General features: G+C 70.8%; 15 protein-coding genes. 8 read left to right on the top strand and 7 right to left on the bottom strand.

Features of this window, described 5'->3' with window-relative positions:
- Positions 1 to 38 precede the first annotated feature (38 nt).
- Complete coding sequence (locus ACWC1K_RS42680) at positions 39 to 578, top strand: NUDIX hydrolase (RefSeq protein ID WP_030945812.1); 540 nt, start codon at positions 39 to 41, stop codon at positions 576 to 578.
- Positions 579 to 609: 31 nt separating this feature from the next.
- Here ACWC1K_RS42680 and ACWC1K_RS42685 read toward each other — a convergent pair whose 3' ends face one another.
- On the bottom strand, positions 610 to 867 hold the full coding sequence (locus tag ACWC1K_RS42685) for a hypothetical protein (protein WP_351466346.1): 258 nt from the start codon (positions 865 to 867) through the stop codon (positions 610 to 612).
- Positions 868 to 1091: 224 nt separating this feature from the next.
- Positions 1092 to 1967 (bottom strand): 3-hydroxybutyryl-CoA dehydrogenase, encoded by an 876-nt coding sequence (locus tag ACWC1K_RS42690; protein WP_351466349.1) that lies wholly within the window; start codon positions 1965 to 1967, stop codon positions 1092 to 1094.
- Between the two features lie 185 nt (positions 1968 to 2152).
- Here ACWC1K_RS42690 and ACWC1K_RS42695 point away from each other — a divergent pair, with 185 nt between their 5' ends.
- Complete coding sequence (locus ACWC1K_RS42695) at positions 2153 to 3412, top strand: glycoside hydrolase family 10 protein (protein WP_450838759.1); 1260 nt, start codon at positions 2153 to 2155, stop codon at positions 3410 to 3412.
- A gap of 19 nt (positions 3413 to 3431) precedes the next feature.
- Here ACWC1K_RS42695 and ACWC1K_RS42700 read toward each other — a convergent pair whose 3' ends face one another.
- Together ACWC1K_RS42700 and ACWC1K_RS42705 are read right to left on the bottom strand one after the other, a co-directional pair.
- Positions 3432 to 3626: a DUF1918 domain-containing protein gene (locus ACWC1K_RS42700; protein WP_099927555.1), complete on the bottom strand. Its 195-nt coding sequence runs from the start codon at positions 3624 to 3626 to the stop codon at positions 3432 to 3434.
- Between the two features lie 95 nt (positions 3627 to 3721).
- The gene (locus tag ACWC1K_RS42705; RefSeq protein WP_450838760.1) at positions 3722 to 4672 is read right to left on the bottom strand and encodes a DMT family transporter; all 951 of its coding nucleotides are present in this window, start codon (positions 4670 to 4672) and stop codon (positions 3722 to 3724) included.
- On the opposite strand from ACWC1K_RS42705, the gene ACWC1K_RS42710 reads away from it, so the two are divergent.
- The 3 genes from ACWC1K_RS42710 (at position 4671) to ACWC1K_RS42720 (ending at position 7295) form a co-directional block, all read left to right on the top strand.
- Complete coding sequence (locus tag ACWC1K_RS42710) at positions 4671 to 6104, top strand: aminotransferase-like domain-containing protein (RefSeq protein ID WP_450838762.1); 1434 nt, start codon at positions 4671 to 4673, stop codon at positions 6102 to 6104. The two genes, ACWC1K_RS42705 and ACWC1K_RS42710, sit on opposite strands and share 2 nt — an antisense overlap.
- Positions 6105 to 6160: 56 nt before the next feature.
- Positions 6161 to 6598 carry a GNAT family N-acetyltransferase gene (locus tag ACWC1K_RS42715; protein WP_450838764.1) on the top strand — a complete coding sequence of 146 codons (438 nt, stop codon included), beginning with the start codon at positions 6161 to 6163 and terminating at the stop codon, positions 6596 to 6598.
- Positions 6599 to 6701: 103 nt separating this feature from the next.
- A complete protein-coding gene (locus ACWC1K_RS42720; protein ID WP_450838765.1) occupies positions 6702 to 7295 on the top strand; it encodes a histidine phosphatase family protein in 594 nt (197 codons plus the stop codon).
- Here the strand turns inward: ACWC1K_RS42720 and ACWC1K_RS42725 are convergent.
- The 3 genes from ACWC1K_RS42725 to ACWC1K_RS42735 form a co-directional block, all read right to left on the bottom strand.
- Positions 7277 to 7720, bottom strand: coding sequence for a DUF6314 family protein (locus tag ACWC1K_RS42725; protein WP_450838767.1), 444 nt, complete (start codon positions 7718 to 7720; stop codon positions 7277 to 7279). The two genes, ACWC1K_RS42720 and ACWC1K_RS42725, sit on opposite strands and share 19 nt — an antisense overlap.
- Positions 7721 to 7722: 2 nt before the next feature.
- On the bottom strand, positions 7723 to 7974 hold the full coding sequence (locus tag ACWC1K_RS42730) for a hypothetical protein (protein ID WP_450838768.1): 252 nt from the start codon (positions 7972 to 7974) through the stop codon (positions 7723 to 7725).
- Positions 7975 to 8058: 84 nt separating this feature from the next.
- Positions 8059 to 8499, bottom strand: a complete 441-nt coding sequence (locus ACWC1K_RS42735; protein ID WP_450838770.1) for a carboxymuconolactone decarboxylase family protein — start codon at positions 8497 to 8499, stop codon at positions 8059 to 8061.
- 370 nt (positions 8500 to 8869) lie between these two features.
- On the opposite strand from ACWC1K_RS42735, the gene ACWC1K_RS42740 reads away from it, so the two are divergent.
- Genes ACWC1K_RS42740 through ACWC1K_RS42750 form a run of 3 tightly spaced genes read left to right on the top strand, consistent with a single transcriptional unit; the run spans position 8870 to position 12808 of the window.
- Entirely contained in the window at positions 8870 to 11464 is a 2595-nt protein-coding gene (locus ACWC1K_RS42740) for a YfhO family protein (RefSeq protein WP_450838771.1), read from the top strand.
- A 22-nt stretch (positions 11465 to 11486) separates the two neighbouring features.
- On the top strand, positions 11487 to 12437 hold the full coding sequence (locus tag ACWC1K_RS42745; RefSeq protein WP_450838773.1) for a glycosyltransferase family 2 protein: 951 nt from the start codon (positions 11487 to 11489) through the stop codon (positions 12435 to 12437).
- Entirely contained in the window at positions 12437 to 12808 is a 372-nt protein-coding gene (locus ACWC1K_RS42750) for a GtrA family protein (RefSeq protein ID WP_450838774.1), read from the top strand. The genes ACWC1K_RS42745 and ACWC1K_RS42750 overlap by 1 nt, the downstream gene beginning before the upstream one ends.
- Positions 12809 to 12963: the final 155 nt, after the last annotated feature.

The following is a 12963-nucleotide window of genomic DNA, read 5'->3' on the forward strand; positions in this document are numbered from 1 at the left end:
GCGATATTGCCACTTACTCGACGGAAGGTGGCAGAACCGTGCAGTGGACGAAACAGAACGAACAAACCGTGTATGCAAACCGCTGGTTCACCGTCAACCTGGCAGATGTGGAACTGCCGGACGGGCGGCACCTGGACCACTTTCTGATACGGCTGCGGCCCGTCGCCGTGGCCACGGTGGTGAACGAGGCCAATGAAGTCCTCCTCCTGTGGCGCCACCGCTTCATCACCGACAGCTGGGGGTGGGAACTCGCTGCGGGCGTGGTCGAGGACGGCGAGGACATCGCCGTCGCGGCCGCCAGGGAACTCGAGGAAGAGACCGGCTGGCGACCGGGACCGCTGCAGCACCTCATGAGCGTCGAGCCGTCCAACGGCCTCACCGACGCCCGGCATCACATCTACTGGGCCGACGAGGGCGAGTACGTCGGACATCCCGTGGACGACTTCGAGTCGGACCGCCGGGAATGGGTCCCCCTCAAACTCGTCCCCGACATGGTCGCCCGCGGCGAGGTCCCGGCCGCCAACATGGCGGCCGCGTTACTGCTCCTGCACCACCTCAGGCTCGGGCAGGACGCCTGACCCTGATCCCCCCCCACCGCGCCCTTGTCCCTCAGTGGCCCAGGGCTTGCCATATCGTCACGACGAGCGCGCCCACTGCCGTCAGCGCCGCGACCGCGGGCAGCGGCCAGCGGGCGTGCTCCAGGGCGATGATCCGTGCGCTGAGATCGTCGACTTCCTTGTGTGTCTCCTCGGTGCGGTGGTTGAGCAGGGCCAGCCCTCCCTCGACGCGCGCGTAGGCGACATCGAGGCGGCGGCGTAACTCTGCGAGTTCTCCATGGACCACGGGATGCTCCGGGTCGGCGGTCACGAGTCCACTCCTTTCCGTAGTCGTCACATCCCTTGCATTGCGCATGGAGAGTCAACTCGCCTGGTGGGTGCGTGGGGAGCGTGTGCGACGGGCATATGCGGGCCCGACGCGCACACGGTGTGTGAATGACACGAGCCCGGCACTCCGAAGAGTGCCGGGCCCGCATCGGTCGCACTGTGTCATCAGCACCCTGGAACGGGCACTGTGCAAAACCCCCGTCGGCGTCAGCCGTAGGTGTAGAAGCCCGAGCCGGTCTTCCGGCCGAGCCGGCCCGCGTCGACCATGCGCTGGAGCAGCGGGGGAGCGGCGTACAGCGGCTCCTTGTACTCGGCGTACATGGAGTTGGCGATGGACACGATGGTGTCCAGGCCGATCAGGTCCGACAGCTTCAGCGGGCCCATCGGGTGGGCGCAGCCCATCTCCATGCCGTTGTCGATGTCCTCGCGGCCCGCGATGCCCGACTCGAACATGCGGATGGCGGACAGCAGATACGGCACGAGCAGCGCGTTGACCACGAACCCGGAGCGGTCCTGGGCGCGGATCGCGTGCTTGCCGAGCACCTTCTCCGCGAACAGCTGCGCCCGGCCGAGCGTGCCCTCGGAGGTGGTGAGCGCCGGGATCAGTTCGACCAGCTGCTGCACCGGGGCCGGGTTGAAGAAGTGGATGCCGACGACGTGGTCCGGGCGGGACGTGGCGACCGCCAGCTTCACCAGCGGGATGGAGGAGGTGTTGGAGGCCAGGATGGCGTCCGGGCGGGTCACCACCTGGTCGAGCACCTGGAAGATCTCCGTCTTCACCTGCTCGTTCTCGACGACGGCCTCGATCACCAGATCCCGGTCGGCGAACTCGCCCAGGTCGGTGGTGAAGCTCAGCCGCGCCTGCGTCTCGTCCCGCTCCTGCTCGGTGATCTTGCCCCGCTCGGCCGCCTTGCCCAGGGAGCTGAACAGCCGGGTCCGGCCGATCTCCAGGGCCTCCCCGGTGGTCTCGGCGACCTTGACGTCCAGTCCGGCCCGGGCACACACCTCGGCGATGCCCGCCCCCATCTGGCCACAGCCGACCACTCCGACGCGCGAGATGTCTCCCGTTGGGAAGTCCGTCACATCGACCCCTTCGCTGATCTACGAATCCGGCAGCGCCCCGGTGGTTCGGTGCCTGCTCCAAACCTGCACGTTACCTCCGGCGATCGTTGATCGATCGTTCGGGTCCGCGTGGCAGCCTGACGCGGGAGGCGGCCGGGGTCGAGAATCTCCCCCGGTCACGCACATCGGCGCATGGAGGTAGGGGAATGCTGCACCGTAGGTCTCGGCTGTCGCGGCGGGCGTTCGCAGCGACGGCCCTGTCGGCTCTTGTGGCGGGGGGCGGTGCAGTGGCGGCGAGTGCGGCGATGGCGGGCGGCGATCCCGGGCGCCGGGGGTCCGTGCGCGAGATGCGGGGCGTCTGGGTGGCGACCGTGGCCAACCGGGACTGGCCCTCCAAGCCGGGGCTGACCGCGGCCGAGCAGCGGGCCGAGCTGATCGCCATCCTGGACCGTGCCGTGCACAGCCGCCTCAACGCCGTGATGTTCCAGGTGCGCCCGACGGCCGACGCGCTGTGGCCCTCCCCGTACGAGCCCTGGTCGCAGGTGCTCACCGGCACCCAGGGCCAGGACCCGGGCTGGGACCCGCTGGGCACGGCGGTGCAGGAGGCCCACGCCCGCGGTCTGGAACTGCACGCCTGGTTCAATCCCTACCGCATCGCCAACACCACCGACGTGACGAAGCTGGTCGCCTCCCATCCCGCGCGCAAGCACCCGGAGTGGGTGGTGCCGTACGGCGGGAAGCTCTACTACAACCCGGGGCTGCCGAAGGTCCGAGCCTTCGTGCAGAACGCGATGCTCGACGCGGTGCGGAAGTACCCCGTGGACGGCGTCCACTTCGACGACTACTTCTACCCGTATCCCGTGACCGGCCAGACCTTCGACGACGACGCGGCCTACGCCCGGCACGGCAAGTCCTTCCCGGACCGGGACGCCTGGCGCCGCAACAACATCGACAAGCTGGTGGCCGAGACCGCCGCGCGGATCAAGCAGGTGCGGCCGGGCACGCGCTTCGGGATCAGCCCGTTCGGGGTGTGGCGCAACGCCGCCACCGACGCCCGCGGCTCCGACACCCGGGCGGGCGTGCAGACGTACGACGACCTGCACGCGGACACCCGCACATGGGTGCGGGAGAACTGGATCGACTACATCGCCCCGCAGGTCTACTGGAACATCGGCTTCGCCGCCGCCGACTACGCCAAGCTGCTGCCGTGGTGGTCGGAGGTCGCGCGCGGCACCGGGACGCAGGTGTACGTGGGGGAGGCCCTGTACAAGGCCGGCGACCCGGCCCAGGCGGCGCCCTGGCAGGACGTCGCCGAACTCTCCCGCCACCTCACCCTGGCCAAGGACCATCCGCAGGTGCGCGGACACATCTTCTTCGCGGCCAAGGACGTGGCGACGGACCGGATCGGCGCGATGGCACGGGTGGTCGCCGACCACTACCAGCAGCCGGCGAGGCCCCCGCGTTGATCCGCCTCCGGCGGATCGCTCAGTGTTGGATTTCCCTGTGGCGGATCTCGGTGTCCGGGCCCGGCGAGCAGATGCCCGTGTGCCCGTCCTCGAAGCGGACGCGGTAGGGAGGGTTCCCCTCCTGGCCCAGTACTTCGACGATCTCGCCGACCTTGTCGTGTTGGCCTACCACCCTGCCGTGCTGGACAAGCTGGTCGCCCACGGTTGCACGCATCTGTAGGGCCTCCTCACCAGGTGCGGGAGCAGCGGTCCGTGGCCTTGAGTCTACGGCGCGGGGCCACGGTTGGAACCGGCGCGTAGCTGCGCCGCTCAGCCCCGCGCCCGCTGCGTGACGGCGATGCACACCAGCACCGCCGCGGCCGTCAGCGGGGCGGCCACCGTCAGGTGCTCGCCCAGCAGCAGCACCGACCACACCAGTGTGAGCAGGGGTTGGGCCAACTGCAACTGGCTGGCCTTGGGAATGCCGATCGCCGCCATCCCCCGGTACCAGACGACCAGGCCGAGGAACTGCGAGCCCGCCGCCACCCACAGCAGCCCGGCCACGCTGTGCGCACTCAGCCGTACGGGTTCGTACGACAGCGCCAGCGCGGCGGCCGGCACGCTCAGCGGAAGGCACAGCACCAGCGCCCAGCCGATCACCTGCCAGCCCGGCATGACGCGGGCCAGCCGGCCGCCCTCGGTGTATCCGGCCGCGCACACCAGCAGGGCGCCGAACAGATACAGGTCCGCGGTGGTCAGCGCGCCGCCGCTCTGCTGCACCGTGAAGGCGACGACCGCGGCCGCGCCCACCAGGGCAGCCGTCCAGAAGGTGCGGGAGGGGCGGGTGCCCATGCGCAGCGCGGAGAACAGGGCGGTGGTGAGCGGGAGCAGGCCGACCACGACGGCGGCGTGCGCGGTGGTCGACGTCTGCAGGGCCAGTGTGGTCAGCAGCGGGAAGCCGACGACGACACCGGCGGCGACGACGGCCAGGCCCGCCAGGTGCCTGCGGCCGGGCAGCGGCACACGCAGGGCCAGCAGACAGGCCCCCGCGATCAACGCCGCGAGAACGCTGCGCACGGCCACCAGGGACCAGGGCCCGAAGCCCTCCAGGCCCCAGGCGGTGGCGGGGAAGGTGAGGGAGAAGGCGACCACGCCGAGGCCGGCCAGGAGGGTTCCGGAGCGACGGCTCGCCGCGGTCACCGGGGTGTCCGCGCCGGTCGGCCGGCTCTCGCCGACGACCGCTATCCGGCTGGGTGCAGTAGCGCTACTCTGTTCTCTCATGCAAGAGCGTAGCAGCGTCGGTGAACTGGTGAAACAGCTGCGAGGGGAACTGGACCGCTACTCCCCGGGAGGAAAGCTCCCGTCGAGCCGGTCCCTGGTCGAGCGGTTCCGGGTCAGTCCGGTGACCGTCTCGCGTGCCCTGGGGCAACTGGCCGCCGAGGGGCTGGTGGTGACCCGGCCGGGCGCCGGAGCCTTCCGCGCCGAGCCGCGCGGCGGGGCCGCTCCCTCCGGTGACACCTCCTGGCAGGAGGTCGCCCTCAGCGCGGACGGCGCCGCCGACCTCGTACCGCGTTCCGTGGACGCCTCCGGGGTCACGGTGTCCCTTGCCGCCCCGCCGCCCGGGGTCGTCGAGTTCAACGGCGGCTATCTGCACCCGTCGTTGCAGCCCGAGCGGGCGATGGCGGCGGCCCTGTCCCGGGCGGGCCGTCGCCCCGGCGCCTGGGGGCGGCCGCCGATGGAGGGGCTGCCGGAGCTGCGCGAGTGGTTCGCGCGGAGCATCGGCGGCCAGGTCACCGCCGCCGGGGTCCTCGTCGCCGCAGGCGGCCAGTCCGCACTGACCACCGCACTGCGCGCGCTCGCCCCGCCCGGAGCGCCGGTGCTCGTCGAATCGCCCACGTATCCCGGGATGCTGGCGATCGCGCGGGCGGCGGGCCTGCGGCCGGTGCCGGTCCCGGTGGACGCGGACGGGGTCCGGCCCGCGCTGCTGGCGGACGCGTTCCGGGCGACCGGCGCGCGGGTCTTCGTCTGCCAGCCGCTGTTCCAGAACCCCACGGGTGCCGTGCTCGCCCCCGGACGGCGCGGGGAGGTGCTGCGGATCGCCCGCGAGGCCGGTGCGTTCGTCGTCGAGGACGACTTCGTACGACGGCTCGTGCACGAGGACGCGGGGCCCCTGCCGAGTCCGCTGGCCGCCGAGGACCCCGACGGAGTCGTCGTCCACGTCTGCTCGCTCACCAAGGCGACCTCGCCCAGCTTCCGGGTGAGCGCGCTGGCCGCCCACGGGCCGGTCCTGGAACGGCTGCGCGCCATCCAGGTCGTCGACACGTTCTTCGTCCCCCGGCCGCTCCAGGAGGCGGCGCTCGAACTCGTCGGCTCGCCGGCCTGGCCGCGGCATCTGCGGGCGATCTCCGCGGAGTTGAAGAGCCGCCGCGACGCCATGACGGCGGCGCTGCGGTTGCAGCTGCCCGAACTGTCCCTGCCGCACATCCCCTCGGGCGGCTACCACCTGTGGCTGCGGCTGCCCGAGGGCATGGACGAATCCGCCCTCATGGCGGCTGCGCTGCGGGCGGGTGTTGCCCTCACGCCCGGTCGTCCGTACTTCAGCGCGGAGCCCCCGGCGGCTCACCTCCGGTTGAGCTTTGCGGCGGTCGCGGGGGTGGGGGAGATCGCGGAGGGGGTGCGGCGGCTGCGGGTGGCCTGTGACGAGGTGTTCTGACGCACCGGGGCGAAAACTGCTCGACGCCTCCGGCCCCGGCCTGCGAGCCTCCCGCCATGACCGACACCCCGAGCCTTCCCGAAGGCTATGAGATCTCCACCGACCCCGACCGTCTCGACGTCGACCGCGTGCACCGGTGGCTGGCCACCGACGCGTACTGGGCCAAGGGCCGGGCCCGGGAGAAGCAGGAGCGGGCGATGGCCGGCTCGCTGAACTTCGGGGTCTACGACGTGGTTTCGGGGGAGCAGGTGGCTTATGCCCGGGTTATCACCGACCGGGCGACCTTTGCCTGGTTGTGCGATGTGTACGTCGACCGGTCCGTGCGCGGCAAGAGCATCGGTACGGCCATGGTGGGCGCCGTGCGCGATCACCTGGAGCCGTACGGGCTGCGGCGCATCATGCTTGCCACCGCCGACGCGCACGGGGTGTACGCGAGGCTGGGATTCGAGCCGCTGGCCCAGCCGGACATCTGGATGGCCCTCGTTTTCGAGTGACTTGTCCGGCAGGTCCTGACTTTGAAGTAAGGTTTTGGCCACCGTCGGTGAATGCTCACCAACACCCCTTGACCTGCGCACTTTCCCGGCACACCATCGCCGCATGCAACTTCGGGTCACTTTCGTCGCCGCCGCGCGCAGCTCCCCGCTGCTCGCCGAGCGCTTCGAGGACGACCGTCCGCTGGACCAGGCCGGCTGGGACGAGGTGCAGCGCGTCGCCCGCGATCTGGTGCCGCTCGCGGCGGCGGAGCTGCGCTACTGCTCGCCCACGCCGCGCAGCCGCGCCACCGGCGACGCCCTCGGCTATGCGCCGCTGGTCCAACTCGCCCTGCGGGACTGCGACATGGGGCGCTGGCGCGGGCTGACCCTCGGCGAGGCGATGGCTCGCGAGCCGGAGGCGGTGGACGCCTGGCTCGCCGATCCGCGGGCCACCCCGCACGGCGGCGAGTCGCTGATGGCCTTCATCGCCCGCGTCGGCAACTGGCTCGACACCCGGCCCGTCGAGGACGGCGGCCGCATTGTCGCCGTGGCCGAGCCGTCCGTGGTCCGCGCCGCTCTGGTGTACGCGCTGAAGGCGCCGCCGTCGACGTACTGGAACATCGATGTGCGCCCTTTGTCGACGACGACCGTGACGGGGCACGCCGGGCGGTGGAACCTGCGCTTCGACGGGGTGCCGGTTCAGCCCTCGCGGGCGTAGTCGGTGGTCAGGACGAGGTCCTTGGCGGGGCCGCCCACCCGCCACACCGTCCGCCAGTGGTCGGCGTCCCGGAGGGTGAACTCGCCGCGGTAGAGGTCCGCCGCGCAGGGATGATCGGCGACATGGTGCCCGGCGGTCAGATCCAGACGGTGGAAGGGACGCCCGTCGGCGAAACGGACGTCCGCGCTACCCGGTGAACCGCCGGGCAGGAAGCGCAGGGTGCGTTCCGCGGGGCGCCCCACACCCTGCCAGGTGAACGTGCCGGACTCCTCGTGCAGCAGCCCGCCCTCGGGGAGCGGGCTGAAGAGGGTGGTGCCCTCGAAGCGGCCCTCGTCGCCGCTCGCGAGGTCCCGCACGGTGCGCTGCACGCGCCAGCGTCCGGCGAGGTGGGCCAGGACGTCGGCGACAGGCCAGAAGTCGTCCATGCTCAGTCCCTCTTCCGGCGGGGCCGCAGAGGGTCGGGCGAGCCGGTGGGCGTCTTGCGGTCGGACTGGGCGCGGATCTCGTGGTGCGCGGCGTGACCGGTGGCGCGGAAGGCCTCCTCGTACGCGGCGAGCGCCCCGCCCAGCCCGCCGCCGGCGGTGCCACGGCGCCGGATCCGCCGCGCCAGCCAGGTGAAGGCCGCCGTCACGACGGCCAGACCGATGGCCAGGACGAGGTAGGGCAGCAGCACATCCATGGCGTCGACCCTACGCCCGGGCGCGCGCCCATTGACGTGCTGATGCCCCTTCCTTGTCGGCGAACTCGATCACCTTCCTGCGGATCAGGCAGAGGTGGCCGGGGTCCCCTGCGCGGGCTGCTGCCCGAGCGGCAGCAGCCCGCGCTCGGCGAAGACCTTCTTCGCGGCGAAGGTCGCGTTCAGCGCCCTCGGCATGCCGCAGTACACCGCCGAGTGGGTCAGGGCCTCGACGATCTGCTCCGGGGTGAGACCCACGTTCAGGGCCGCGTTGACGTGCACGTCGAGCTGGGCCTCGCAGCCGCCGAGCGCGGTGAGCATGCCCAGGGTGACCAACTGGCGGTCGCGCGGGGCGAGTTCCGGGCGGTCGTAGATCTCGCCGAAGGCCCAGGCGACGACCTGGTGGCCGAGTTCGGGGTTGATGTCGGCGAGGGAGTCGACGACCCGCTGGCCGGCCTCGCCGTCGACCCTCTTCAGGACCTCCAGGCCGTGGGCGAAGCGGTCTTCACGGGTGGTGCTCTCGCTCATTTCGGTCTTCCGATCCCGACTGCTCGCCGAGCAGTCGTTCGATGGGGTCCCCCTGCGCCCTTCAGGCGTGGGGGAGGTCGATCTTGACGCGGTTCCCCGCGCCCCTGTGGGGCGCGGACCGAACCGCCCGTGACGAGAACCGTATGGGCTGGAGTGCGCTCCAAGGCAAGGGGGTCCCGCAAGGCCGCACTTGCTGAATTTCACCATCAAATAACAAGCCGGGAGACTTCTGTTTCCCGGCTGTTCACCATTTCATAAATATTCGCCCGTACTCGGAATTGGCTTCACCACTTTTTGTGGACGGCACAACCAAACGGAAACAGAGTCCGTCTAAGTCGTCGAATCGATGACCTGCGGGGAGAAACAAGGAATGGATCGCTCGACCCTGTCCACAGCCGTTTCGAGCGGTCATTTCTCACCGAAGAAGGCCGCGGCCCTGCTCGCGGCCGTCATCTCCACCGCCGTGTTCTGCGCCGCCGACGCCGTGGCCCGCAGCTATCCCTTCGGCCCCCGCACCCGCAGCGTCAACGACCTCGGCAACCAGTACGTGCCCTTCCACACGCACCTGTGGGACCTGCTGCACGGCCGGGCCGAGGGAGGCCTCTTCGTCAACTGGCAGTCCGGCTTCGGCTCCAGCTTCCTGCCCGACCTGGGCACCTACCTCAGCAGCCCGTTCGCCCTGCTCGTCGCCCTGTTCCCACGGGACGAGATCGACCTCGCGGTGTATGTGATCACCGTGCTGAAGATCGCCTCCGCGGGCGCGGCCATGGCCTGGCTGCTGCTGAGTCTGCGCCCCGGCCGCTGGTGGGGCGCGGGGCTGCTCGGGGCCTCGTACGCCCTGTGCGGCTGGAGCGTGGCGGTCGGCGACTACAACCCGATGTGGCTCGACGGCCTCGTCGCCCTGCCGCTGCTGTGCCTGGTCGGCGAGTGGACCCTGAGGCGCCGGCACCCGCTGCTCGGCGTGCTGATCGTGGCCCTCGCGTGGATCGCCAACTTCTACACCGCGTACATGGCCACCCTCTGCGCCGGCCTGGTGCTGCTGCTCCGGCTGTGGCTCCGCGACCTCTCCCGCCGGCAGCGACTGGCGGCGGCGGGCCGGGCCGCCGGTACCGTCGCCCTCGGCGTGGGCCTGGCCGCACCGCTGGTGACCGTCGTGTACTTCGGCACCAGGCACGCCTACCCGGGCCGCACGGTGCAGTTCGCGCCCGTGGGCCCCCAGGACCTGCTGGCCCGGCTGCTGCCCACGACGTACAGCTTCGGCAGTCCCGCCGTCTACGTGGGCATGACGGCGCTGCTGCTCGCCCTCGCACTGCCCTTCCACCGGGCGGTTCCGGGGCGGGTGCGCACCGGATGGACGCTGCTCGTCCTCGCGGTCGCGCTGTCGTTGCAGTGGGGGCCGACCCATCTGGTCTGGCACGCCTTCGCCACCCCCCAGGGCAGCCCCTACCGGCAGGCCTTCGTGCTGTGCGCGCTGGTGGTGACGGCCGCCTGGCACGCCTTGTCGTACGGCCTTCCCGACCGGCGCGCCCTGGGGGCCGCGGGAGCGCTGCTCGCCCTGATCACCGCCGTGGCGAGCCGGAGTCACCTGGTGAAGCCGGTGGCCTGGCCGATCCTGGTGCTCGCCCTCGTCGGTGCGGCCGGCGGACTGCTGCTGTTGCGCCGCGCCGACGGCCGGGGTCGTACCGCCCTGGCCGGGCTCGCCCTGGTGCTGCTGTTCGGCGGGCAGTTCGGAGAGGCAGCCGCCACTACCGCCGTCGCCGCCCGGGTCCGCTACGGCCACATGGACGACTACGCGCCCTGGGGAGCCCGCCAGGAGACCCAGGCGGAGGCGATCGCGCGGGCCGACGGCTGGCCGCGGTACCGCACCGAGCCGGGCCGGGAGCAGACCGTCGCCAACGACCCGCTGGTGGTCGGCGGCCAGGGCGCCCAGTACTACAGCAGCCTCACCGCCGACGTCCTTACCCGCACCCTCACCGCCCTCGGCGACGGCTGGACCTCGCGGGGCCGCAATCTGCAGAGCCTCGACAACCCCGTCACCGACGCGATCTTCTCCGTCGGTGCGCGGGTGCACTCGCCGATCGACCCGCACCAGGCCTACCTGCCGCAGCTCGGCGACCCGTTGTCGGTGTCCCGGCAGGACGTGCCGCCTCTGGTGACCGTACGCAGCAGGCCCGACCGGGCGGCCTTCGGATCCTCGCCGTATCGCAACCAGGAGCTGCTGCTCGGCGCCCGCGTCTACACCGTGCCCCGGACCGCCGTCCGCGACGACAACGGAAAGCCGCTGCGGGAGAAGGACTGGGTCGGTTACGGGACGGCTCTCACCCACCCGACGATCACGGCCGCATGTCCGGCCGGCAGCCGGGTCCACCTGTGGGCCCCGCGTTACTCCGGCACCGCGAGCCTCGCGGGTCACACCGTGCTCTTCCGCGCCCAGTACCCGCGCAACCGCGCCGCCATGGCGCCGCTGGGCACGGTCCCGGCCTCCGGCCGGCTGCGCATCGCACTGACCCCTGACCGCCCGGGCCGCATCCCGCGGGGCGCCGTCGGCTGCCTGGACACCACCCGGCTGCACACGGCAGTCGAACACCTCAAGGCCACCGGAGCCACCCACGTCACCGTCTCCGACGCCACCGTCCGGGCCGACCTCCCGGCGGGCAGCAGGGGACTCGCGGTCGTCGCGGCTCCCCGCATCGCGGGCTGGCGCTGCGCCGCGGGCGCCGGCACCGCCGTACCGGCCGAGCAGTACCACGGCCTGATCGCCGTCCCCCTCGACGGCACCTCGACCAGCGTCACCTGCCAGTTCCATCCGCCCGGCCTGCGGCTCGGCACCGCCGTCGGGGCCGTCTCGCTGCTGACCCTCATCCTGCTCGGCGCCCTCACCGCCGTACGCCGACGCCGTTCCACCACGCCCACCCCACCGACCACCCGCACCCGCCCGCGCGAGCCCATGACGGGCGTTCTCTGACCGCGTCCCCAGGGGAAAAACCATGCTCATATCGATCGTCGCACCCTGCTACAACGAGGAAGACGTCATCGAGCGCTTCCACGACCAGGTCCAGGACGTGGCGGAGGAGCTCCTTCCGCTCGGTCACGACATGGAGTTCGTGTACGTCGACGACGGCAGCCGCGACCGCACGCTCGCCGCGCTGGAGCGGCTGGCCGACCGGGACGCGCGGGTGCGCTATGTCTCCTTCAGCCGCAACTTCGGCAAGGAGGCCGCCCTCCTGGCCGGCCTGCGCCACGCCTCGGGGGACTCCGTGATCGTCATGGACGCGGACCTCCAGCATCCGCCGGAACTCATCAAACGCATGGTCGACCTGCGCAAGGAGGGCTACGACCAGGTCATCGCCAAGCGCACCAGGACCGGTGACCGGATGACCCGCACCGTCACCGCACGCCTCTACTACCGGCTCATCAACCGCCTCGTCGATGTGGAACTCGTCGACGGCGTCGGCGACTTCCGGCTGATGTCCCGCCGCGTGGTGGACGCGGTCCTGGAGCTCACCGAGTACAACCGCTTCTCCAAGGGCCTGTTCGCCTGGGTGGGGTTCCCCAGCACCACCTTCGCGTACGAGAACGCCGTGCGCGAGGCCGGCCGCAGCTCCTGGAGCCTGCGCAGCCTGCTCAACTACGGCATCGACGGGCTCCTCTCCTTCAACAACAGGCCCCTGCGCCTCGCCCTCTACCTGGGCATGGGCCTGCTGCTGTGCGCCCTCGCCTACACCGCGTGGATCGTGGGCGCGGCGCTCGTCAACGGCGTGCAGACGCCCGGCTATGTCACGATCATCACCGCCGTCACCGGTGTCGCCGGAGTACAGATGATCATGCTCGGGGTCATCGGGGAGTACACCGGCCGCATCTACTACGAGGTCAAACGACGCCCGCACTTCCTGGTGAAGGCGAGCAATGTGGACCGGGCGAAGGACCTCATTCCCTGATGCGCAGTGCACTTGTCTCGAGGCAGATGATCACTTTCGCCGTGATCGGTGTCGTCAACACGGGCACGTATTACGCTGCCTATCTGCTCCTGCTCGCCCGTTTGCCCTACCTCCTGGCCCATATCCTCGCGACCGCGCTCAGCCTGACCGGTTCATTTTTCCTCAATGCGCGATTCACCTACCGGACCCGTCCGACCCTGCGGAAATTCATGCTGTTCCCCCTGACGAACGCCGCGAATTTCCTCAGCACGACGGCGGGCGTCTATGTCCTCGTCGACCTCCTGCACTTCAGCAGCCGCTTCGCCCCGCTGCTCGCGTCCCTGGCGGCCGTCCCGGTGACCTTCCTCGTCTCCCGTCGGATCATGCTGTGACCGAGAACTCTAGTTGGCAAATCATGGACTGAGACGCGCAGGTCGGGAGCGGGTGGAGAATCCTTGTTGGCAAATCATGAGAAGGATGGTTGGCAAATCATGGTTGCCGTCGTTGACTCTCTGTAACTGGAGGTAGCTCTACCTGCGACGACACC

It is taken from the genome of Streptomyces sp. NPDC001492 (genome assembly GCF_053597275.1).

What these genes read in the sequence shown, in the direction of transcription:
- ACWC1K_RS42695 (WP_450838759.1), top strand. Translation starts at nt 2,153, where the DNA reads ATGCTGCACCGTAGGTCTCGGCTGTCGCGGCGGGCGTTCGCAGCGACG.
- ACWC1K_RS42700 (WP_099927555.1), bottom strand. Translation starts at nt 3,626, where the DNA reads ATGCGTGCAACCGTGGGCGACCAGCTTGTCCAGCACGGCAGGGTGGTA.
- ACWC1K_RS42710 (WP_450838762.1), top strand. Translation starts at nt 4,671, where the DNA reads ATGCAAGAGCGTAGCAGCGTCGGTGAACTGGTGAAACAGCTGCGAGGG.
- ACWC1K_RS42705 (WP_450838760.1), bottom strand. Translation starts at nt 4,672, where the DNA reads ATGAGAGAACAGAGTAGCGCTACTGCACCCAGCCGGATAGCGGTCGTC.
- ACWC1K_RS42715 (WP_450838764.1), top strand. Translation starts at nt 6,161, where the DNA reads ATGACCGACACCCCGAGCCTTCCCGAAGGCTATGAGATCTCCACCGAC.
- ACWC1K_RS42720 (WP_450838765.1), top strand. Translation starts at nt 6,702, where the DNA reads ATGCAACTTCGGGTCACTTTCGTCGCCGCCGCGCGCAGCTCCCCGCTG.
- ACWC1K_RS42725 (WP_450838767.1), bottom strand. Translation starts at nt 7,720, where the DNA reads ATGGACGACTTCTGGCCTGTCGCCGACGTCCTGGCCCACCTCGCCGGA.
- ACWC1K_RS42730 (WP_450838768.1), bottom strand. Translation starts at nt 7,974, where the DNA reads ATGGATGTGCTGCTGCCCTACCTCGTCCTGGCCATCGGTCTGGCCGTC.
- ACWC1K_RS42735 (WP_450838770.1), bottom strand. Translation starts at nt 8,499, where the DNA reads ATGAGCGAGAGCACCACCCGTGAAGACCGCTTCGCCCACGGCCTGGAG.
- ACWC1K_RS42740 (WP_450838771.1), top strand. Translation starts at nt 8,870, where the DNA reads ATGGATCGCTCGACCCTGTCCACAGCCGTTTCGAGCGGTCATTTCTCA.
- ACWC1K_RS42745 (WP_450838773.1), top strand. Translation starts at nt 11,487, where the DNA reads ATGCTCATATCGATCGTCGCACCCTGCTACAACGAGGAAGACGTCATC.
- ACWC1K_RS42750 (WP_450838774.1), top strand. Translation starts at nt 12,437, where the DNA reads ATGCGCAGTGCACTTGTCTCGAGGCAGATGATCACTTTCGCCGTGATC.